Source organism: Anaerosolibacter carboniphilus, assembly GCF_014205875.1.
GTDB lineage: Bacteria > Bacillota > Clostridia > Peptostreptococcales > Thermotaleaceae > Anaerosolibacter > Anaerosolibacter carboniphilus.
This window is the reverse complement of sequence record NZ_JACHEN010000051.1, coordinates 1-22,572: the sequence shown is the minus strand read 5'-3', so window position 1 is coordinate 22,572 and position 22,572 is coordinate 1. Positions and strand designations below refer to the sequence as shown.

The 22,572-nt window shown below is 41.2% G+C and carries 20 protein-coding genes, 1 riboswitch and 1 other annotated feature; of the genes, 12 read left to right on the top strand and 8 right to left on the bottom strand.

The genetic code is table 11. From position 1 onward, the window contains the following. Positions 1–109: 109 nt before the first annotated feature. Positions 110–631, bottom strand: a complete 522-nt coding sequence (locus tag HNQ80_RS24495; RefSeq protein ID WP_184313699.1) for a tryptophan transporter — start codon at positions 629–631, stop codon at positions 110–112. Positions 632–766: 135 nt separating this feature from the next. Continuing rightward, positions 767–1,018: a binding site (T-box leader), on the bottom strand. A gap of 207 nt (positions 1,019–1,225) precedes the next feature. On the opposite strand from HNQ80_RS24495, the gene HNQ80_RS24490 reads away from it, so the two are divergent. Further along, entirely contained in the window at positions 1,226–1,879 is a 654-nt protein-coding gene (locus HNQ80_RS24490; protein WP_184313697.1) for a class II aldolase/adducin family protein, read from the top strand. A 27-nt stretch (positions 1,880–1,906) separates the two neighbouring features. On the opposite strand, the gene HNQ80_RS24485 is transcribed toward HNQ80_RS24490, so the two are convergent. Genes HNQ80_RS24485 through HNQ80_RS24470 form a run of 4 tightly spaced genes read right to left on the bottom strand, consistent with a single transcriptional unit; the run spans position 1,907 to position 3,989 of the window. Continuing rightward, on the bottom strand, positions 1,907–2,299 hold the full coding sequence (locus HNQ80_RS24485) for a GerW family sporulation protein (RefSeq protein WP_184313695.1): 393 nt from the start codon (positions 2,297–2,299) through the stop codon (positions 1,907–1,909). After that, the gene (locus tag HNQ80_RS24480) at positions 2,289–2,969 is read right to left on the bottom strand and encodes a DUF2953 domain-containing protein (protein WP_184313693.1); all 681 of its coding nucleotides are present in this window, start codon (positions 2,967–2,969) and stop codon (positions 2,289–2,291) included. The genes HNQ80_RS24485 and HNQ80_RS24480 overlap by 11 nt, the downstream gene beginning before the upstream one ends. Then, entirely contained in the window at positions 2,966–3,412 is a 447-nt protein-coding gene (locus HNQ80_RS24475) for an anti-sigma factor family protein (protein ID WP_184313692.1), read from the bottom strand. Before HNQ80_RS24475 ends, HNQ80_RS24480 begins: the two co-directional genes overlap by 4 nt. A gap of 1 nt (position 3,413) precedes the next feature. Beyond that, positions 3,414–3,989, bottom strand: coding sequence for an RNA polymerase sigma factor (locus HNQ80_RS24470; protein WP_184313690.1), 576 nt, complete (start codon positions 3,987–3,989; stop codon positions 3,414–3,416). A 363-nt stretch (positions 3,990–4,352) separates the two neighbouring features. Between HNQ80_RS24470 and HNQ80_RS24465 the strand changes: the two genes are divergently transcribed. Both HNQ80_RS24465 and HNQ80_RS24460 read left to right on the top strand, forming a co-directional pair. Further along, the gene (locus tag HNQ80_RS24465; protein WP_184313688.1) at positions 4,353–4,919 is read left to right on the top strand and encodes a DNA-3-methyladenine glycosylase I; all 567 of its coding nucleotides are present in this window, start codon (positions 4,353–4,355) and stop codon (positions 4,917–4,919) included. Positions 4,920–4,930: 11 nt separating this feature from the next. Further along, a complete protein-coding gene (locus HNQ80_RS24460) occupies positions 4,931–5,539 on the top strand; it encodes a histidine phosphatase family protein (protein WP_184313686.1) in 609 nt (202 codons plus the stop codon). 61 nt (positions 5,540–5,600) lie between these two features. Here HNQ80_RS24460 and HNQ80_RS24455 read toward each other — a convergent pair whose 3' ends face one another. Then, positions 5,601–6,710: an AI-2E family transporter gene (locus tag HNQ80_RS24455; RefSeq protein WP_184313684.1), complete on the bottom strand. Its 1,110-nt coding sequence runs from the start codon at positions 6,708–6,710 to the stop codon at positions 5,601–5,603. A gap of 92 nt (positions 6,711–6,802) precedes the next feature. Next, on the bottom strand, positions 6,803–7,696 hold the full coding sequence (locus HNQ80_RS24450) for a LysR family transcriptional regulator (protein ID WP_184313682.1): 894 nt from the start codon (positions 7,694–7,696) through the stop codon (positions 6,803–6,805). 221 nt (positions 7,697–7,917) lie between these two features. Here HNQ80_RS24450 and HNQ80_RS24445 point away from each other — a divergent pair, with 221 nt between their 5' ends. The 9 genes from HNQ80_RS24445 (at position 7,918) to purD (ending at position 21,437) form a co-directional block, all read left to right on the top strand. Next, on the top strand, positions 7,918–11,697 hold the full coding sequence (locus HNQ80_RS24445) for a phosphoribosylformylglycinamidine synthase (protein WP_184313680.1): 3,780 nt from the start codon (positions 7,918–7,920) through the stop codon (positions 11,695–11,697). A 311-nt stretch (positions 11,698–12,008) separates the two neighbouring features. Beyond that, positions 12,009–12,110, top strand: a riboswitch (purine riboswitch). Positions 12,111–12,366: 256 nt separating this feature from the next. Continuing rightward, positions 12,367–13,689, top strand: coding sequence for an NCS2 family permease (locus HNQ80_RS24440; RefSeq protein ID WP_184313678.1), 1,323 nt, complete (start codon positions 12,367–12,369; stop codon positions 13,687–13,689). 226 nt (positions 13,690–13,915) lie between these two features. Further along, entirely contained in the window at positions 13,916–14,404 is a 489-nt protein-coding gene (gene purE, locus HNQ80_RS24435) for a 5-(carboxyamino)imidazole ribonucleotide mutase (protein WP_184313676.1), read from the top strand. A gap of 168 nt (positions 14,405–14,572) precedes the next feature. Continuing rightward, the gene (gene purC / locus HNQ80_RS24430; RefSeq protein WP_184313674.1) at positions 14,573–15,277 is read left to right on the top strand and encodes a phosphoribosylaminoimidazolesuccinocarboxamide synthase; all 705 of its coding nucleotides are present in this window, start codon (positions 14,573–14,575) and stop codon (positions 15,275–15,277) included. A 120-nt stretch (positions 15,278–15,397) separates the two neighbouring features. Beyond that, on the top strand, positions 15,398–16,807 hold the full coding sequence (gene purF, locus HNQ80_RS24425) for an amidophosphoribosyltransferase (protein WP_184313672.1): 1,410 nt from the start codon (positions 15,398–15,400) through the stop codon (positions 16,805–16,807). Between the two features lie 11 nt (positions 16,808–16,818). Next, positions 16,819–17,862 carry a phosphoribosylformylglycinamidine cyclo-ligase gene (gene purM, locus HNQ80_RS24420; RefSeq protein WP_184313670.1) on the top strand — a complete coding sequence of 348 codons (1,044 nt, stop codon included), beginning with the start codon at positions 16,819–16,821 and terminating at the stop codon, positions 17,860–17,862. Then, a complete protein-coding gene (gene purN / locus HNQ80_RS24415; protein ID WP_184313668.1) occupies positions 17,850–18,497 on the top strand; it encodes a phosphoribosylglycinamide formyltransferase in 648 nt (215 codons plus the stop codon). Before purM ends, purN begins: the two co-directional genes overlap by 13 nt. 2 nt (positions 18,498–18,499) lie before the next feature. Then, positions 18,500–20,035 carry a bifunctional phosphoribosylaminoimidazolecarboxamide formyltransferase/IMP cyclohydrolase gene (gene purH, locus HNQ80_RS24410; RefSeq protein WP_330603010.1) on the top strand — a complete coding sequence of 512 codons (1,536 nt, stop codon included), beginning with the start codon at positions 18,500–18,502 and terminating at the stop codon, positions 20,033–20,035. Positions 20,036–20,174: 139 nt separating this feature from the next. After that, complete coding sequence (purD, locus tag HNQ80_RS24405) at positions 20,175–21,437, top strand: phosphoribosylamine--glycine ligase (RefSeq protein WP_184313663.1); 1,263 nt, start codon at positions 20,175–20,177, stop codon at positions 21,435–21,437. A 487-nt stretch (positions 21,438–21,924) separates the two neighbouring features. Here purD and HNQ80_RS24400 read toward each other — a convergent pair. Beyond that, on the bottom strand, positions 21,925–22,572 hold a 648-nt coding region (locus tag HNQ80_RS24400), incomplete at its 5' end, for a transposase (protein WP_184313661.1).

Sequence of the window (22,572 nt, the reverse complement as noted above, 5' to 3'; positions counted from 1 at the left end):
CGTACTTCCATTAAAGCAAAAGAGGTTCTTTTTTTCATTATTAAAATTTTTCCATTGTCAATCTGTAATTATTTCTTTGATGCAACATTAGAACCCTTAGGCGCTTTTTTTATTCTTGTACAAACTTTGCGCCAGAAACCTTCATGGCAAGTTTGGCAGCTTGATAAATCAAGGCTGTTAAAAAGATATTCGTGACAGAGGTAGGTAGGACAATCCCAAAGAATAATACGCTAAAAGGTGCTGGAAGTCCTGAAATATAAAGGGCAGAGGTTAGGAACACCGTACCGCTGATTACAGTACCTACAAAAGAAATGACACCCCTTACGATTTCTTGCTTTGGCAATTTTTCTGTAGCTTTGATCATCAAGAAAACAATGCTGCAGGTAATCAGTTTGTCAATCAAGTTTGGTATTTGGCCTCCAGGGAAGGTTGTGGTCATGGCTGTAATGATGCCTCCTAGAAGGGCTGTAACCAATGCATTTTTAAAGTCTTTATTGATATATAATGACACAAAGATGACAGATAACATGATATCAAATTTCATACTACCGATGGTGCCTGGAATAATCTGATGTAGAATATAGCCAATGGCGATAAGCAATGCTGACAAAATGTTTTTTCTTAAATTCATGAGAATCTCTCCTTTTTATTTTGATTTTTTCTTTTATATTCATCCAGTGTGATTCCTCTGATGTTCATGGCATGCTTACCACCTCCTCGATTTATTGGAATATAGACAATAAAAAAAGCCTTTCATCCCTGTCAACACAGGGACGAAAGACTTGCTTCCGCGGTACCACCCAAATTAGATAGATTGATTCTATCTCGCTTTTCCAGATACGGAGCTTATATAAACTCGATATCCTGTTTCTATAACGGGAAACCTCCGGCTGCGGCTACTTTCTGTTCACCTTGCTTCTCCTAGGTCCATTCAACAAAGATCTAAATATCGGCTTCCACCAAACCCGACTCGCTGTAAGTAGATATTTTGCCTACTACTCCTACTCAAAGAATTTGTTTATTAGATTACATTGATTATAATACAAAAGATACTGTGAGTCAATAGCAATAAATGATTCTCCTAGGGCAACGGATGCTCCAAGCAGGTAGGTGATTCGAGACATTGACATCTTTAAATCCATGAAATACAATGGGGTAGAAAATGCTTTTCTAGGAAAGAATAAAAATAAGTTCCTACAAAAATTGGATAAAGCGAGGATGGGTTATGGATATAGCAAAAGAGATGATACAAACAGGGGTCAGCATGGTAAAAAGCGGTTTGGTAAAGGGAACCTGGGGAAATATTAGCATTCGGCATGGAGAAAATATGTGGATTACGCCTTCAGGGATTGCCTATGGAGACTTAACACCAGAAGATATTGCAGTGGTGGAAATTATTACGGGAAAGCAGGTAGGTGGAAGACAGAAGCCATCCAGTGAGATACCTTTGCACCTGATTATTTATCAGAATCTTGAAGAAGTCCACAGCATTGTACATACCCATAGTATTTATGCCAGTGCCTTTGCTGCCATGCAGGAGGAAATTCCATGCTATACGGAGGATCATGCTCAAATCATTGGTGGCAGCATTCCCGTTGCCAAGTATGCCTTTCCAGGTACCACAGCACTGGCGGAAAATGTTTTAAGGATATTTAGACGGGATCGTTATGCAGGATTGATGGCGAAGCATGGACTCGTGACCATTGGCAGGTCACTGAGGGAAGCATGGACAGCTGCGGAGATCGCAGAGAAATCAGCCCAGGTCGCTTCTGTTATTCGAGGTATGGGGAAAAACCCGAAACCTATCGAAGAAGAGGAGATTGCCCAAATGAGAAAAATTTATTTAGAAAGCTATAGCAAAGAAATTATAAAATTCTAGAAAAGAAGAATAAGGGGTGAGCGCCCCTTATTCTTCTTTACAGCAACTTTCTTCTTTACCATGGCCCGCTTCTTTGTGATGCATTTGTACCTTGTTTACGATTTCAGGCACCATGTCGATTAATTTCTCTAATCCACCCTGGTTTTTGATAGGAAGGATCTCAACCTTATCGCCCCTGATGACGATGACCGCTGTAGGGGAAGCCTTGGCACCGATGCCACCGCCGCCGCCGAAGCCCTTGGAACCTTTATCATCGGTACCATCTCCACCTCCGGAACCTAGGCCAAAGGAGAGATTTACAATGGGGATTAAGGTAGTTTCACCAATCTGAATGGTTTCACCAACGATGGTTTTTGATTTTAAAAGATTCTCCAATTTTTCAAATAAAACACTTACACTTTCATTAAAATTAAATGACATATGCTTTTTCCTCCTTTTTACTTTTCATAAGATGTAGGATGACATTTCTACCAGGCTTAGACAGTAATAGTTTTATAGCCAATAGGATCAATACGCCTATTATGATCCTGCCTCGAATTGCAAAATGTCCTTCCAGCTTTTCCTCATGGAATATGGGAACAACCTGGATATCAAAATCCTTTAGCAAAGGATAGAGTATGTTCAGCCCACCCCAGAATATGCCCGTATAGTAAGGGTCGTCGAAACCTATGCTTCCTTGCATCAATAAAGTTCGAGGCTTCAAATGATTAAAAATCTCAGCTGCAAATCGAAAAATCACTTCAAGCAGTTCCTTATTTAAAAATTCTCTAATGTTTAGCTTGCTATTTTTTCTCTTCTTTTCTTTCTGGATAGCCTTATCTTTCTCTTGCGCTACTTTTTCTTTTTTCTTTTCGGCATATTGAGATAGCATATCAAAGTTCAGAAGCTTTAGAGAAAAGGCCATTTTTTTATAAGATTTCATGACGATACCTGCTTTGAGGCCACCAAAAATCCAGCTTATTTTCCCTTCGAGGAAGTAAGTTTCGTATTTTTGACCTGAAAGGGCATATTCAAAGGGAATACAGCAAACGATTGATAGAAGCACCAGAAGCGTTATGAATAGGGTCGAAAGGATACTGATCCATATCATAGGCGGTCCCTCAAGGCCAACAGTCGTTTTCTTCCCTTCAGCATGACATCCACTGTCCTATATAGGACCGACGGTGCTTTCTTGACGCCTTTCTTCAAGGCGACCATACCAGGCTTCACCCCAGGTGCCATTTCTAGGAAGCTGCCGGCATTCTGCAGCACATTCCGTTGTAAATCAACCAATTCTTTTATACCAAAGCTATTCGTACCATGGGCATCCTGCAGCTGGTTTAGCGTTTTGCTCCGAAGGAGAGGAATCTCAGATGGGAGTTCAATGTCTGGTAAAGACTCAAATTCCCACATCAATAGCTTTAGCTCTGTCAATTCTCTTCTACAGTAGGCACAGCTCTTTAAATGCTCTTCTAATATAATTTTTTCCAAGACGTCAATGGTTCCATCAAGATATTCTTGGAGCAAAAATTCATCAAATTTACATTGTTTCATACTACACCTCCCAAACCCCTGCATTTTTTAGTTTAGCCTTTAGAATTTTACGCCCGCGGAATAAGTAAGTCTTTACTGTACCTATGGGTAAAGCCATAATTTCACCAATCTGATTGTAACTCATGCCTTCCACATGACGAAGGATGACAGCTGTTCTCATATCTTCAGGAAGTTCCTGAATCCCTTGGGCTAAGAATTGTTTTGTATCCAAATAGGCGATTTCAGCTTCAACATTTGCGGCGGAGGCAATGAGGTCCGTAAGAGAGTGGCATTCATCATCCATGGAGACATGCATGGACTGCATTTTCGCCTTTTGATGACGGATATGATTCAAGCATACATTTACAGTAATGGTTTTCAGCCAGGGCAATAGGGGGCGATTCTCATCAAAATTGTGAATGCCTTTATAAATTCTTATGTACACCTCTTGCAGGAGGTCCAGGGAGTCTTCCTTTGAGTGGGTATAATAATAGCAAAGGCGATAAATATATTTCTCGTACTTCTCGAATAAAAGGTCATAACCTTCTCGCTTATTCTTTTTGCAGAGCTGTATTAAATTTTCGTCTGTGAACTGCAAAAGGCGTCCCCCCTTTTCCCGAAAAGTGTTCCACTATTAAATACCCGATATTTCTAAAAAAGTTTCAAGGGAATAAAAATATTTTTAGGCGATTCATGAATCGCCCCTACCAATGTGTACAGTATTACGTAGGGATCGACGCTGTTAAGTGGTTTTTAACAGTATTCTACGGAACGACAGGGTTTGTCATTCCCCACGCAAAACCATGATGAATTGATTTATCGTAGGGTTGGACGACCCTGTCCAACCGTTATCGTTGTGACTTAGGGATGGTCGAAGAGGTCTTGATTCTAGAAGTAAAAGAAGGGAAATATCTATAGGAATAGAATATTTTATAAAGGCAAAAAAGGAGGATCGAAGCAAATGAAAAAAAGATGTGATTGGGCAGGGCAAGAACAAATCTATATAGATTATCACGACAAAGAGTGGGGGGTACCCGTTCACGAAGAGCGTAAGCTTTTTGAATTTTTGATATTGGAGGGTGCTCAGGCTGGTCTGAGCTGGATCACGATTTTAAAAAAGCGTGAAAATTATCGGAAGGCATTTGATGGTTTCGACCCGGAAAAAGTTGCTCGATATGATGAGAAGAAGCTGGAAGAGCTGATGGGCAATGAAGGGATCGTGAGGAACCGACTGAAAATCCAGGCAGCGATACAAAATGCAAAGGCATTTCTGGCGGTACAGCAGGAGTTTGGAAGCTTTGATGCTTATATTTGGCATTTTGTAGATGAAAAGCCTCTGAAGAATGCATGGAAGAGCTTAAAGGAGGTACCTGCCAAAACGTCAGTCTCTGATGCCATGAGCAAAGATCTGAAGAAAAGGGGATTTAAATTTGTAGGTTCCACCATATGCTATGCATTTATGCAAGCCATAGGGATGGTAAATGACCATACTACCGATTGTTTTCGATATGATGAAATTGAATCTTGAGGGGGAAGAAAATGACAAAATTATATATCACAAGACATGGACAGACCCAATGGAATATTGAAAAAAGACTACAGGGTCATTTAGATTCACCGCTGACAGAAGTGGGAGCCCAGCAGGCTGCATGGTTAGGAGAGGCGTTAAGCTCCGTTGATTTTGACGCAGTCTATGCCAGCTCCAGTCCAAGAGCTCTGCGAACTGCTGAAATCATTTGTAGTGGAAGGAATTTTGAAGTTCAGCCCAATGATCTTTTGAGAGAAATTCATGTAGGAGAGTGGGAAGGACGGTTGACCAGTGAGCTGGAGACCCTATATCCTGAAGAATTTGAAAATTTCTTTCATCGACCCCATCTATACCGACCCATGTCAGGCGAATCCTATTTTGATACAGGGAAGCGGGTAATCGCTGGAATCGAGGAGATTATTGAGAAGCATCCAGATGAAAATGTGCTAATCGTTACCCATGCTGTGGCCTTGAAGTTGATCATGGCCCATTTTGAAGATAGACCCATGGAAAAGTTGTGGGATCCACCCTATATGCATCCAACGAATTTAAATGTGGTGGAGATAAAAAACAATGTCACCAATATCTTGCTTCACGGAGACATCTCCCATTATAAGTAAGGCTGTAGCAACTGGAAGAAAGCATAGAAAAAGAAGGCACGGAAGATACCGAGGCCTTCTTTTATTGTATGTCTAATTCTTTTCTTTGCAAACGTCGATCCACCTGTCGCTCTAAAAGGGTTTTGATAATTGCTAAAATAGGAACTGCTAAAAACATGCCCAATACTCCAAAGGCGCCGCCACCCACGATAATGGCTAAAATAATCCAGAAGGGGGATAAACCCACCTTGTCCCCGAGAATCTTAGGGCCTAACCAGAGACCGTCAAACTGCTGAAGGATGAAGATAAATAGTATTACCCATAGGGCTTTGATGGGGCTGGCAAAGAGCGTGATGATTCCAGCGGGAATCATACCGATAATGGGGCCGAAATAAGGGATCATATTGGTAATACCTACGATCGTGCTAAGAAGCATAGGATAGGGCACGTTTAATATCTTCAATCCAATGAAGCACAATATGCCGATGATGAAGGAATCTATGAATTTACCCACTATATATTGAGAGAAAATCAAGTCTACTTCATTTCCAAAAGTGATCAGACCCTCAGCTTTTTCCTTTTTCATGAAGGCATAGAGAAATCTTTTGATGCTCTGGATAAAGCTCTCCTTGTCCTTCAACAAATAGATAGAGATAATGAGACCGATGATTAAGTCGAAAAGTCCTGATGTAAAGCCAATGATACTGGACAATGCACTGGTTAAGAGTAAATCTATGTAGTCACGAATGTTTTGAATCATAGCATCCGTATTTTGTTCAATAACGGATGCGACACCATAGGTATCAAATAGCTTAAATTCATTGATCCATGTTTCAATTTGTGTTTCGGTCCGGGCGATATATCGAGGTGTTTCCGCCAAAAGCTCACTGATGCTTTTAATAATTCTTGGAGAAATGATAGTAATGCCAAGAATGGTAATGCCTAGGAAAAACATATAGATGACCAAGATGCTCCAAATTCTTTTGATACCAAAACGTTTTTCAAAATAGACCATCATGGGATTGAGCAAATAAGCGATGGCGAAAGCCCAAATCAATGGACTGATGATAGACAAAAAGAAATCTAAGCCATTCCAAATGATATCGGGATGATTCACCAGCTTAAACATAATAAAGGCGATAAGGAGTACAGGTACAAATCGAAGATAAGGTATTTTTCTAAATTCAGGCAAAGCGATTCCTCCTTGATTATGTAAATATATTGGCTGATGATTCAAAATTATATACTTTTTTGCAGCACTTTACAACGTCTATGCTGCAAGACTTAATATGAAATTCCCAAAAGCTCAATGAATCTTTGAGCAGATAAGGGTGTGGGAATTTGCCGATGGGTGAGGATGGCTACCTGCCGTTGAGGTACTGCTTCCTCCAACTCAAGGATAAAAAGGTCTTGGTTCTCCAAGGCATCCTTTATTGTGTCTTCCATAACATAAGAGATGCCGAGACCGATTTTTGTGAATTCGATGAGTAAATCAATACTATCTAATTCGACCTCTGGGGAAAGGGTGATCTCGTACTTTTTCAGGAAGTCATCCAAGAACCTTCGGGTGGTAGAATTTTTTTCTAACAGCAGAAAAGGATAACCTGCCAATGATTTAAGGGATAGTTTCTCACCTTTTAATGACTCAAAGGCTTTCCCGGCGATGAATACATCCTGAATTCTTTTGAAAGGATGAATATTCAAAGAGCTGCCAGCTTCATGGTTTAGCATATTCACCACGCTGATATCTACAACGCCATTGTTTAGCAGTTCCATACAGACTGGAGAAGGACGGTTTGTAATATGAATCTTAATATGGGGATATTTTTGATGAAATTCCTTCAGATAGGGAAGGAGATAATATTTACAAATGGTATCACTGGCAGCAATCCTTACTTCGCCATGTTGGAGGTTTTGAATAGCTTGAAGGGTGCGCTCTCCAGATTTAATGGCAAAGAAGGCTTGCTCAACATATTTGAAAAGGGATTCGCCCTCTGGCGTGAGCCTTATCTTTTTTGTATGACGCATAAAAAGCTGGATATGGAGCTTTGCCTCCAGTTGTTTGATGGATTGACTAACGGCGGATTGGGTAATATAGAGGTGATTGGCCGCTTCTGAAAAATTTAGATGCTTTCCTGCATAGTAGAATACCTTGTAAAGCTCAAAATTAATATCCATATATAAGCACTCCTAATAGTATATATTATTATCATTAATTTCTCTTATTTATTTTATTATGCTACAATTGTGATGTAAAGATACAATTTGAAAATATATGAAATCCGTGGCACCGTGCACCGTGCACCGGTAACCGCGAACCAATGTAAATAGATAAATCGAACTATCCTAAGATAGATATAATATCATGCTACAAAATTTAATGAAGGGTGGCAAAGGCAATGGAAAATAATGTGAGACGGATCTTTGTGGAGAAAAAGAAGAATTGTGCTGTGGAAGCCCAACAGCTGCTTCAAGCATTAAAAGAGGACTTGGGGATTCACCTTGAGAACCTACGCATTGTCCATCGCTACGATGTGGCCGGGATTTCTGATACAGAATATCAGGTTGCTAGAAATACGATTTTTTCTGAACCACCCGTAGATCATATCTATGATGAAAAACTAGCTTGCACAGAAGAAGAGAGAATCTTTGCGATAGAATATCTTCCAGGTCAATATGATCAGAGAGCCGATTCAGCAGCCCAATGTCTTCAGATTTTAAACCAAAAGGAAAGGCCTGATGTTCAGGCAGCAAAGGTGATCGTGCTTCAAGGAAAAATTACCGAAGAAGAATTCATGGAGATTAAAAAATACTGTATCAATCCCGTGGATTCCAGAGAGGCATCCTTAGAAAAACCAGCTTCCTTGGAGATGGAGACTGTGATTCCGGAAGATATAGCGGTCGTAAAGGGGTTTAATGATAAATCAAAGGAAGCTCTTTCAGAATATAAGGAACATATGGGCTTTGCCATGAGTTTGGAGGATTTGGTATTTTGCCAAGATTATTTTAAAAACATAGAAAAAAGAAATCCGACGGTGACTGAGCTAAAAGTGATCGATACCTACTGGTCCGATCATTGTCGACATACCACGTTTTTAACAGAAATAGAGGAAGTACAGATTGAGAATGGCGCCTTTTCAGAAATCATTGCGCAGGCCCATGAGGAATATCTGGCCTCTAGAGATTTTGTCTACGGTGATAGACAAAAGGATGTTTCTCTAATGGATATTGCCACCATGGAGATGAAGGAGCTTCGTAAAAGAGGGCAGTTAGAGGATCTGGATGTTTCCGATGAAATTAATGCCTGTAGCATTGTAGTGAAGGCTGATGTGGATGGTCAAGAGGAAGACTGGTTGGTTATGTTTAAAAATGAAACCCATAATCATCCTACGGAAATCGAACCCTTTGGGGGGGCTGCCACGTGCTTAGGTGGTGCTATTCGTGATCCTCTTTCTGGCAGAACTTATGTATATCAGGCCATGCGTGTGACAGGAAGCGGAGACCCCAGAACAAAGATCGAGGATACATTGCCAGGAAAATTGCCCCAGAGAAAAATTACTATAGGAGCTGCTGCAGGATATAGCAGCTACGGAAATCAGATTGGATTGGCCACGGGGCAGGTGGCAGAAATTTATGATGAAGGGTTTGTAGCAAAGCGAATGGAGATAGGGGCTGTGCTTGCCGCTGCGCCCAAAGCCAATGTAGTACGACAGGAGCCTCAGGCAGGAGATGTGGTGCTTCTGGTCGGGGGAAGAACAGGCAGGGATGGCTGTGGTGGTGCAACGGGTTCCTCTAAAGAACATACGGAGGACTCGATCTTGACCTGTGGTGCAGAAGTACAGAAAGGAAATGCACCCACAGAGCGGAAGATTCAACGTCTGTTCAGAAACCCTGCGGCCAGCAAAATCATAAAGAAATGTAATGATTTTGGTGCAGGGGGCGTATCTGTAGCCATTGGGGAATTAACGGATGGCATCGAGGTCTATCTGGATGCAGTTCCTAAAAAATACGAGGGCCTAGATGGAACAGAACTGGCGATTTCAGAATCCCAGGAGCGTATGGCAGTGGTGGTTTCCAAGGAAGATGCTCCTCGATTTATCGACTTAGCCCAGGCTGAGAATCTAGAGGCGGTAGAGGTAGCAAAAGTAACAAGAGAACGTCGGTTAAAAATGATTTGGAAGGGAACTGTAATCCTTGACATTTCAAGGAATTTCTTGGACACCAACGGGATTAAGCAAAAAACAAAGGTTTTTGTGAAAGCACCTGACAAAGATAGAAATTACTTTCATACCTATATAGAAAAAATAGAGTCTCAGGCAGGCGATTTTAAGAAAGCTTGGCTAGATAATCTGCAGGATTTGAATGTGTGCAGCCAGAAGGGATTGGTGGAGCGTTTTGACAGTACCATTGGCACAGGAACCATTTTAATGCCCTTTGGCGGAGGATACCAAAGTACGCCTAGCGAGGCCATGGTAGCAAAGCTTCCTCTTATGAAAGGCGAGACGACTACGGGAACAATTATGAGCTATGGTTATAATCCGAAGCTATGTACTTGGAGTCCATTTCATGGTGCTTTCTATGGTGTGATCGAGGCTGTTGCCAAGGTGGTGGCCCTTGGTGGTGATTATAAGGGCATTCGGCTGACCCTTCAGGAATACTTTGAGAAGCTAGGAAAAGACCCGGAAAAATGGGGGAAACCTTTCAGTGCATTACTGGGAGCTTTCTATGCTCAAAAGAAGCTGGGCATTCCTGCCATCGGAGGAAAGGACAGTATGTCAGGTACCTTCAAGGACCTAAATGTACCCCCTACCTTAGTAACCTTTGCAGTAGATGTGGTGGATGTAAATCATGTGATCTCTCAAGAATTTAAAGGGACTGACAATGAAGTGATCTATGTTCCTATGATTCGGGATATCCATGAAATTCCAGATTTTGAAAGACTGGAGCAGCATTATTCAAAAATTACGAGACTCATCCGCAGTGGGAAGATATTATCCAGTCATACGGTTCGACTTGGTGGAATTGCTGCTGCCATAAGCAAAATGTGCTTCGGAAACAAGATTGGGATTCAGCTTGCGGAAGATATGGATTGGTCCAGTTTGTTCGCCCCAGATTACGGTGGGATTTTACTGGAGATAGATAGGAATGCAGACATCCTAGGCGAACTGGAAGGCTTACAGTATCAGATCATCGGTAAGACCCAGGAAAAACAAGAGATTGTCATCAATGGCATAGTGATTTCGCTGAATGAAGCTCAAGATGCTTGGGAAAAACCCTTGGAAAAGATATTCCCCACAAAAACAGAAGGGGAAAAGGAGATACTCCCTACGATTTTTTATCAAGGAAAAAATAGCATGAGGGCTAAAACAAAGGTGGCGAAACCGAGAATCTTCATTCCAATATTTCCAGGCACCAATTGTGAATATGATTCCATTCGTGCATTTGAGAAGGCTGGCGGCCAGGTGGAAAGCTTAATTTTTAAAAATCTATCAGCCAAGGATATAGAAGCGTCTATTGATCAAATGACAAAACAAATCAATCAAGCGCAAATTGTGATGCTGCCCGGCGGATTTAGTGCAGGGGATGAGCCGGATGGTTCAGGAAAATTTATTGCCACAGCTTTCCGAAACCCTAGGGTGAAAGAGGCAGTAATGCAGCTTCTGAAACAAAGAGATGGCTTAATGCTTGGCATTTGCAATGGCTTTCAGGCTCTTATAAAGCTCGGATTATTGCCCTATGGAGAGATAAGAGATATGAGTGAAGAAAGTCCTACCTTAACCTACAACAAAATTGGCAGACATGCTTCCTGTATGGTTCATACGAAGGTGGTTTCCAACCTATCTCCATGGATGAATGGTGTAAAGGTTGGAGATATCCATACCATTCCAATATCTCATGGAGAGGGAAGATTTATTGCTGGGATAGAAGCGATGGAAAAATTACTGATCAATGGGCAGATCGCTACACAATACGTGGATCGTCAAGGAAATCCAACCTATGAGATGCCTTACAATCCCAATGGGTCGATGAATGCTGTGGAAGCTATTACAAGCCCTGATGGCAGAATATTGGGCAAGATGGGACATTCAGAAAGAGTAGGCAACCATATCGGAAAAAATGTTCCAGGTGAGAAGGACCAAAGAATTTTCGAGGCAGGCGTAGCTTATTTTAGGGACTAGATATTGGTTATGGGTTACTAATTTCTAGATAAAAGCTTTTAATTCGGTAGGGATGGACGACTCTGTCCACCCATCTGAGTTTAGATTTCTTGAACGGGCTGACAGAGGCGTCAGCCCCTACAAAACCAAAACAGCATTGAAGTGAATGAGAAAAAAGATAATATGCAAATAAAAATACGTACTTTAGAATGATTTTGTAAGTACAATGTTCGGATTTGTTCATATAAACCGTAGGAAAAATAAAAAATCATTCGAAAAAGTATTGACGAGAAAATCCTCCTTTGATATGATAATAGTGCAAGGACAACTTAGAAATGACTTATATGAAAACTCATATAGTTTTGGTAATATGGACCAAAAGTTTCTACAAGACAACCGTAAATTGTCTAGCTATGGGTGAAAGTGTATCTAGGGTTCCGATTTTTTTAGCAAACCAATTGTAGAAATGTCTGTGATGGGCATAATATGATTAGCTGACTGACAGGTTTGCTTTAAAAGTGACTGGTCCGAGTGGTACAGGTATTGCGTTTGCAATGCTACACCGAGGGGAGAAAAGCCCGGGCGGGGAGGTTTCACTTTGTGAGCATATACCTTCCCACTCGGGCTTTGTTTTTGTCTTATGATGAATACATAAGCCTGGGCTTCCCGAAATAGACAAGGAGGATGAAAATGGAAATGACAAACAAAAAGAGTAACGGTGCCCTTGACAGTCTATTTAAGTTAAGCGAGCACAAAACAAATGTGAAGACAGAGATCGTTGCTGGAATCACAACTTTTATGACCATGGCCTATATTTTGATCGTAAATCCAGACATTTTAAGTGCTACAGGTATGGATAAAGGTGCGGTTTTCACAGCTACAGCATTAGCAGCTGCTCTTGCCACCTTCTGCATGGCTTTCATGGCAAATTTACCATTTGCCTTAGCACCAGGAATGGGATTAAATGCATTCTTTGCTTTCTCCGTTGTGCTAGGCATGGGTTACAGTTGGCAGTTTGCCCTTACGGCAGTTTTACTTGAAGGTATTATATTTATTATTCTTACATTAACAAATGTCCGTGAGGCAATCATTAATGGTATGCCTATGGTGATTAAACATGCAGTGAGCGTTGGAATCGGTCTGTTTATTGCATTTATCGGCTTCCAGAACGCTGGCATTATTGTAGATAATCCTGCTACATTGGTAGGGCTAGGAAATGTAAAAGATATCGGTGTGATTTTAGCAATTTTAGGTATTGTTATTACAGGAATCTTGTTGATTAAAAATGTAAAAGGTGCATTGCTCATTGGTATGTTGGTTACGACTGTGGTAGGTATCCTTGTTGGGAAAGCAGCATTACCAGCTACATTGGTCAGCGCGCCACCATCCTTAAAGCCTGTATTCTGGCAATTCGAGCTTGATAAGATATTTACATTTGATATGTTATTGGTTGTTTTCACTTTCCTGTTTGTCGACTTATTTGACACCCTTGGCACATTGATCGGGGTTTCTACAAAGGCAAATATGTTAGATGAAAATGGTAAGCTTCCAAAGGCAAGACAAGCATTATTGGCCGATGCTATTGGAACCACAGCAGGAGCAATGCTTGGAACAAGTACAGTGACAACCTTTGTGGAGAGTGCATCTGGGGTAGCTGAAGGCGGAAGAACAGGTTTAACAGCTTTAACAACAGGTGTATTATTTCTGGCTTCAACGGTATTTGCACCAATATTTACTGCAGTACCTGCCCAAGCAACGGCACCCGTATTGATCCTTGTTGGATTATTCATGATGAGTCCAATCTTAAAAATCAACTTTGATGATTTTACTGATGCGATTCCAGCATTCTTGACGATCATCGTGATGCCGTTATCTTATAGCATTGCGGAAGGTCTTGTATTCGGGGTAATTTCCTATGTGTTACTTAAAGCATTGACTGGAAAATCTAAGGATGTTCACCCGATGATGTATATCATTGCCATACTATTTATAGCAAAGCATGCACTAAGCTAGAATTTCATAGCCCGACATAGAAGAATTCTATAGCGGGCTTTTTTATACCCTAAAATGGAGAAAAAAGTTGAAAGAGATAAGTTGAAAGTTGAAGGAGATAAGAAATAGGAGATAGGTTGAAAGTTAGAGATTATCAGAGATTAGTGCGAAAAAATACTTGACAAAGAAAATTAGGCAAAAGATAAGTCACCTGTCACCTGTCACCGTGAAAAAGGAGGAGAAAACAATGAAGGTTGCGATTCTTATGGGAAGTGATTCCGATTATAAGGTAGTTGAGAAAGGTGAAAAGATTCTAAAGGATTTTGGCGTTGATGTAGAGGTTCGTGTGATCTCTGCCCATCGAACCCCTTACCGTGCTATGGAATTTGCCAGTACAGCAGAAGAAAAAGGGTTTGAAGCAATCATAGGTGCGGCAGGAAAAGCTGCCCATTTGCCAGGTGTACTGGCGGCGTTTACCGTATTACCTGTTATTGGTTTACCTATTAAGTCCTCTACCATGGATGGATTAGATTCGCTTCTATCCATAGTCCAAATGCCTAAGGGGATTCCAGTGGCCACCGTAGCCATTGACGGTGCTGAAAATGCTGCCCTCCTGGCCATACAAATCCTAGCCATTAAATATCCTGAACTGAATAAAAAACTGAAGGCGTACAAGAAGGCCATGGAAGAAGAAGTGATTCAGAAGGATGAGGGGTTTGATAGGATTAGAGATTAAAGGGTTAGACGTTAGATGTTAGATGCTAAAAATCAATAAGATGTTGAAGGTTTTAGCCTCTAGCCTCTAACGTCTAACAAGATACAGTATTTTTTTATAAAATAGTTTGCATTATGCTTTACTATTCAATTTTGATATAAGAAATCTAAAGACGGGGAGGATCATGGTATGAAAAAACTAGAAATGCTCTATGAAGGAAAGGCAAAGAAGGTATTCAAAACAGAGGATGAAAAGAAGTATATCGTAGAATATAAAGACGATGCCACTGCTTTCAATGGATTAAAGAAAGGAACCATTGGTGACAAGGGTGTAATCAACAACAAGATGTCAGCTTTGCTCTTTAAGCTACTAGAAGAAAAAGGAGTTCCTACCCATTTCGAGGAATTATTAAACGACAGGGAAATGCTCGTAAAGGCCGTAGAGATTCTTCCCTTAGAGGTTATTGTACGTAATGTGGCTGCAGGATCCCTGGCAAAACGCCTAGGCTTAGAAGAAGGTGTGGAGATGAAGACCACCGTATTGGAGTTCTGTTATAAGAATGACGATCTGGGAGACCCTATGATCAATGATGATCACATCGAGGCGATTGCATTGGCGACAAAGGAACAAGTGGCATTGATTCGAAGCTATGCTTTCCAAGTGAATCATCTGCTCAAAGAATTCTTTATAGACAAAGGTTTGAAGCTCATCGACTTTAAGTTAGAATTCGGTGTCTATGATGGAAAGGTAATTTTGGCCGATGAGATCTCTCCAGATACCTGTAGGCTATGGGATGCGGAGACGAATAAAAAAATGGATAAGGATCGCTTCAGAAGGGATTTAGGCGAAGTTGAAGAAACCTACCAAGAGGTATTGTCAAGATTACAAAAATAAATTCATTTCAAATTGCAGTTAGGCAACTCTGTTGAAGGTTGTATGTTGAATCTTTTTATAAAGGGGCGGCGTGCAACCTTCACATTTCACGATATATAGGAAACTATGGAGGGCAAAAACATGTATCCAATTCAATTTGATAAATTAAAAGAGGAATGTGGTGTCATTGGTATCTATGGTCCTGAGATAGAAAATATCTCTCAGTTGGCCTACTTTGGGCTTCACGCCCTTCAACACAGAGGGCAAGAAAGTGCTGGTATAGCAGTGAATAAAGACGGAAAAATTACCTACTATAAAGAGATGGGACTTGTACAGGAGGTTTTTTCTGATACGGTTATTCAAAGACTTCAAGGAGATATAGCCATCGGTCATGTTCGTTATTCGACGACGGGAGAGAGTTTTGTAACCAATGCCCAGCCTCTGGTTGTTCATTACAAAGGAGGAGCTATTGCTTTAGGACATAATGGCAATTTGGTCAATGCCAATCAAATTCGGGAGGAACTGGAGGACCATGGCGTCATTTTTCAAACCTCCATTGATAGTGAAGTGATTGCCAATCTTATTGCCCGATACAATGCGATGCCTATCGATGAAGCAATTCAAAAAGCTTTATCAAGGATCAGAGGTTCTTATGCATTGGTGATTACCCATGGACAGAAGCTCATCGGAGTAAGAGACCCCAATGGATTGAGGCCCTTATGTCTTGGGAAGATTGAAGGCGGATATGTGCTGGCTTCGGAAAGTTGTGCCTTTAATGTATTAAATGCAGAATTTGTACGGGACATTGATGCCGGGGAAATGGTCATCATCGAAGAGAATAAAGTGAGAAGTATTCGATATGCAGAGGAAAGAAAGGCCTTATGTTCCTTTGAATTTGTATATTTCGCAAGGCCTGACAGTATCATGGACGGACAAAGTGTTTATCTGAGCAGAAGGAATGCGGGGAGAATTTTAGCCCAAGAGTATCCTGTGGAGGCAGATATGGTCATTGCGGTACCAGATTCGGGTACTGTGGCGGCTATTGGGTTTGCTGAAGAATCTAAGATTCCTTTTGGAGAAGGCTTGATCAAGAATCGATATGTAGGAAGAACATTTATTCAGCCGGATCAGAAGATGCGGGAATTGAGTGTACGACTGAAATTGAATGTACTAAAGGAAAATATAAAAGGCAAGCGATTGGTGCTCATTGATGATTCCATCGTAAGGGGAACCACAAGCAGAAGAATTGTAGATTTATTGAAGGCAGCGGGAGCTAAGGAGGTTCATGTTCGCGTTTGCTCACCACCGGTAAAGTTTTCATGTTACTTTGGTATCGATACGCCGACTAGAAAAAATCTTGTGGGTGCTGTGAATTCCATAGAAGAGATTCGTCAAATGATCGGCGCTGATAGTCTAGGCTATCTCAGCATTGAGGGACTGATGAAATCGATCCATATCGATGGGCAGGGGCTGTGCAATGCTTGTTTCAGCGGGGATTATCCCATGGAAGTACCAAAGGAAGGCAATAAGTTTTTATTTGAAAAAAGATAGGGGTGAGGTATATGGAGAAAAAACCATTGACATATAAGGATGCAGGCGTAGATGTAAATGAAGGGGCAAGGGCTGTGGAATTGATGAAGCAGCATGTGAAGAAGACCTTTACCAAACAGGTACTATGTGATTTAGGAGGCTTTGGAGGACTGTTTGAGTTGGACTTGACAGGTTATGAAAAACCAGTGTTGGTTTCTGGTACCGATGGGGTAGGCACCAAGTTAAAGCTAGCCTTTCTCATGGATCAACACGATACTGTAGGACAGGATTGTGTAGCTATGTGTGTCAATGATATCCTATGTCAGGGTGCAAAGCCGTTGTTTTTTCTGGATTATGTGGCTACGGGAAAGCTACAACCAGAGAAAATTGCAGATATTGTCAAGGGAATCTCTGATGGATGTGTTCAAGCGGGCTGTGCATTGATTGGCGGCGAAACAGCGGAAATGCCAGGGTTTTACGAGGACGGCGAGTATGACATGGCAGGGTTTTCCGTGGGGATTGTCGAGAAAAGCAAGATTATTGACGGCTCTAAAATCAAAGGAGGAGATCTGTTGATCGGATTGCCCTCCAGTGGTATCCATAGCAATGGATATTCCTTGGTAAGAAGATTATTTTTCGATGAATTGGGAATGAGAACAGATACCTTTGTGGATGAATTGAACAGCACCTTAGGAGAAACCTTGCTGAAACCTACTCGTATCTATGTGGATGTATGCACAGCGCTGATGGAGAAACATGAGATCAAGGGGATGGTTCATATTACAGGAGGTGGATTCTATGAAAATATTCCTAGAATACTACCCATAGGGTTAGGTGTGAAAATTGAATTGGGAAGCTGGAAGGTATTACCTATATTCCAGTTGATTCAAAGGCTTGGGCAAGTAGAGGACGATGAAATGTTTTCTACCTTTAATATGGGAATTGGTATGATCTTGGTCGTAGGCCAAGAAGAAGCATCGAAGGTGATCGGCACTTTAGAGGGCTTAGGAGAGAAAGCCTATGTCATTGGAAGTGTCGTGGAAGGACAATCTGGGGTGACCTTATGGAGACCTTAAATATTGCGGTTTTTATTTCTGGTGGAGGAACCAATCTTCAGTCCTTGATTGATCAGATGGAAGAAGGAAGAATTCAAGGAAGGATTACGGTTGTTATTTCAAGTAAAGAAGATGCCTATGGATTGGTGCGAGCGAAAGCCCACAACATAGAAGGCATTACCATCGGAAAAAACAATTATCCGAACGTAGAAGAGAGAGAAAATAGAATTATCGAGGTTTTAGAGGAAAAAGAGATTGATTTGATTGTGCTGGCGGGCTATTTGAACATTTTGGGAAAAAAGGTAGTAGAACGATATAACAATAGAATTATCAATGTTCATCCTGCCTTGATTCCAAGTTTTTGTGGCAAGGGATTTCATGGAGAAAAAGTCCATCAGGCAGTCTTAGACTATGGGGTAAAGATAACGGGTGCTACGGTTCATTTTGTGGACGAAGGGACTGATACGGGGCCTATTATCCTCCAAGGTATCGTGGAGGTACTGGAGGATGATAACCTAAAAACCTTAGGAGAGAAAGTATTGACTGTAGAACACAGACTGCTGCCTAAAGCAGTATCACTCTTTGCCCAAGGTAGGTTGAAGGTTGAAGGTAGAAAAGTAAGAATTATAGATTCCCAGAGGGGGTATTCCTTTTGAAAATGCGTGCGTTGATTAGCGTTTCCGATAAAACAGGAATTGTTGAATTTGCAAGGCGGTTAGAAATACTAGGTATTGAGATTATCTCTACGGGGGGAACGGCGAAAACCCTCATGGAGAATGGCATTGCTGTTACACCAGTTTCTCAGGTGACAGGATTTCCTGAATGCCTGGATGGGCGAGTGAAAACCCTGCATCCTGCGGTCCATGGAGGACTACTGGCTATGCGAGATCATCCAGAGCATATGGAACAAATTGAAAAACTGAACATACATCCCATTGATATCGTGGCCATTAATTTATATCCTTTTCGGGAAACCATAGGAAAAGAAGGGGTTACCCTGGAGGAGGCCATTGAAAACATTGATATCGGAGGACCCACCATGCTGCGGTCTGGGGCAAAGAATCATAAGGATGTGGCTGTGATTGTAGATCCTAGGGATTACGATCGGGTGTTGGAGGAGCTAAAAGAACAAGGAAAGGTTTCTTATGAGACCAAATATAGACTGGCTTTAAAGGTTTTTGAGCATACAGCCCATTATGATGCCATGATCGCCCAATATCTAAGGGAAAGAATCGAAGGAGAATTGCCAAATCACCTTACCTTAACCTTTGAGAAGGTTCAGGATCTACGCTACGGTGAGAACCCCCATCAGAAAGCTGTGTTTTATCGAGAAATTGGGAAGATGTCAGGTTCTTTGATTGAGGCGGTTCAGCTTCATGGGAAAGAATTATCGTTTAATAATATCAATGATGCCAATGGCGCATTGGAGCTTCTGAAGGAGTACGATGAACCTACTGTGGTGGCTGTAAAGCATACCAATGCTTGTGGTGTAGGGAGCGGTTATGATATTTTTGATGCCTATCTGAAGGCATATGCATGTGACCCTACATCCATCTTTGGGGGAATCGTGGCAGCCAATCGAAGGATCGATGCCAAGACTGCCCAGGAGATGAGCAAAATTTTCCTAGAGATCATCGTTGCCCCTGACTTTGAGGAAGAGGCATTGGAAATCTTGACTGCCAAGAAAAATATTCGGCTGCTAAAGCTAGAGCACATAGAAAAAAGACCATCTCAAAAGACAAAAGATATGAAAAAGGTCTATGGAGGCCTTTTGATTCAAGACATAGACGATGTCTTATATGAGGAAGAGGAATTAAAGATTGTAACGGAAAGAATTCCTACGAAAAAGGAAATGGAGGATATGCTTTTCGCTTGGAAAGTAGTAAAACATATTAAATCCAATGGTATTGTTCTGGCCAAAGATCAGCAGACAGTGGGAATTGGACCAGGTCAAGTGAATCGTATTTGGGCGGTTGAAAATGCCATTCGTCAATCGCTTGTTGAGGTTAAGGGCAGTGTATTGGCATCCGATGCCTTTTTTCCCTTCGCAGATTGTGTAGAAGCAGCGGCAAAGGCTGGTATCACAGCAATTATTCAACCAGGTGGGTCCATCAAGGATGAAGATTCCATTGAAATGGCCAATCGATATGGCGTTGCCATGATCTTTACAGGTATGAGACATTTTAAACATTAGATTGGCTAGAGGTCAGAAGTTAGAGGTTAGAAGTGATAGGGTGAGGCTTGTAAGTGGTAAAGATTTTTAGACCCAAAAGAATTGCTCTAATTTCAAAAACGTCTAACATCTAACCTCTAACCCTACAGGAGGTGAAATCATGAAAATACTAGTAGTAGGCAGTGGGGGCAGGGAGCATGCTTTGGTATGGAAGCTTATCCAGAGTCCAAAGGTTGATAAAGTTTATTGTGCACCTGGAAATGCTGGGATCGGAGGAGTGGCAGAACTTGTGGATATCCAAGCTGACGATATCCAAGGTTTATGTAACTTTGCCAAGGAAAGCGCAATTGATCTAACGGTGGTTGGGCCAGAGGTGCCTTTGGTCATGGGAATTGTGGATCGATTTGAGGAAGAAGGATTAAGAATTTTTGGAGCCAATAGGGCATGTGCCCAGTTGGAGGGGAGTAAGGCTTTTGCAAAGGAATTTATGATACGACATCAGATTCCTACGGCCAAATATATGGAATGTACGGATATTGAGACGGCAAGAAAGGCATTAGGGATTTACGGCCACCCTATGGTTATCAAAGCAGATGGTTTGGCGGCGGGAAAAGGTGTGGTGATTGCCGAGGGCCAAGAAGATGCCATAAGGACATTGGAAGAGATCATGGAAGCCAAAGTATTTGGGGAAGCGGGAAACAAGGTTGTGATTGAGGAGTTCTTGACAGGGATAGAAGCTTCTGTATTGTGTTTCGTTGATGGTACTACTATCAAGCCCATGGTTAGTGCCCAGGATTACAAAAAGATCTTTGAAGAAGATAAGGGACCCAATACGGGTGGAATGGGTACCTACTCTCCCAGCCATGTATATGACAGTAAGTTAGAAAGCTTAGTAAAGGAACAGATTTTGCTTCCCATCATGGAGGGTTTTCAAAGAGATGGATTAAAATTTAAAGGGATTCTATTCATTGGATTGATGTTGACGGAGAACGGACCAAAGGTTTTAGAGTTTAACACAAGATTTGGCGATCCGGAAACCCAGGTGATACTGACAAGATTGGAGACCGACCTGGTGGAGATCATGGAGTCTATCTTGGAGGATAGGTTGAAGGAAAAGGAGATTCAATGGTGCAGTCAAAAGACCGTTTGTGTTGTGATTGCCGCAGGGGGATATCCTGATGCCTACGAAAAAGGAACAGTCATCCATGGGTTGGATAAGATAGATGATGATGTTATGGTATTTCATGGTGGAACAAAAATCCATGAAGGGCAGGTTGTGACCAATGGCGGCAGAGTCCTGGGCGTAACAGCCCGGGGAAATACGGTAGAGGAAGCTCGGGAAAGAGCTTATGAAAATGTGAAGAAGATTCATTTTGAAGATATGTATTTTCGAAAGGATATTGGAAAGCGACCTATTCTATAGGAGGGATTTAAAGCCCTCCTATTATTTTGTTGAAAATAATAGAATATAACAAAAGACGGATGCTCTATACAAGCTTAAATTATGATTGATTTTTTAACAATCTCTAAATGTGTCATATTAGCAATTGAGTAACATTAAAAGCTCCTGATGGTCCAGGAGCTTTGATTGTATGAATACATAGTTGTAGAATAATACGTCACAACGATAACGGTTGGACAGGGTCGTCCAACCCTACAAACCACAGAAAATCATGTTTTCTGTAGGGAACGATGCCCTCATCGTTCCGAAAAAGATAGGGATTCAAAACCACGGAACGGCGAGGGCGCCGATCCCTACGAGATACTGTACACATTGGTAGACCAGCCACCAAAAGTCAATATAAATTTTTTAAAAAAGCTAGAGAAATCAAGTTGATAGAAAATAGGCATAACAAATAAGCCAAAGAAAAGTACCTACATTGGCTAGTGTGAACTTTATCTTAAAGTACTTATGCTACTAGCCTTAAATATTTCTTATGAGCTTCTCGATGCTCATCTGGCGTTCTAAGAATGAAAGGCTTCATATCTCTAAGTACGGCGAAAATAATATTAGATATTTTATGCATAACAGCACCTAGTGCAACCATTTTAGGCTTAGATTCCTTCTTTTTCTCATAATATTCCTTTAATACAGGATTATTAAAAGCACTAATACACACTAGTGCAACAGTAAATAAGACTCTTCTAGCAAGACTAGATCCACGCTTAGACATAGAGATCCTTGTTCCTTTAAACTGGCCTGATTCCTTTACAGCAGGATCAAGGCCAAAATATGCGTATAGTTGTTTAGGTTTTTTAAACGCTGAAAAGTCTCCAATCTCGCACATTAATGTGACAGCAGAAATGAACCCAATTCCTTTGATTGAATCAACTAGATGAATTTGTTTAATAAAATTATCATCTTCATATTGCAAAGTGAAATCTTTAATCTTTACTAAGATCGATTCAATCTTTTGATTGAACAGATCAATAAACTCAATATTCATCTGTATAATCTCAAAGCTAGACTCTAGGTACTTTCCGAAGGAACTAGCCAAAGCGGCAGCTTCCATTAATTCATTGTATTTTTCTTCTGCATATTTTAAACCTCGATGAGA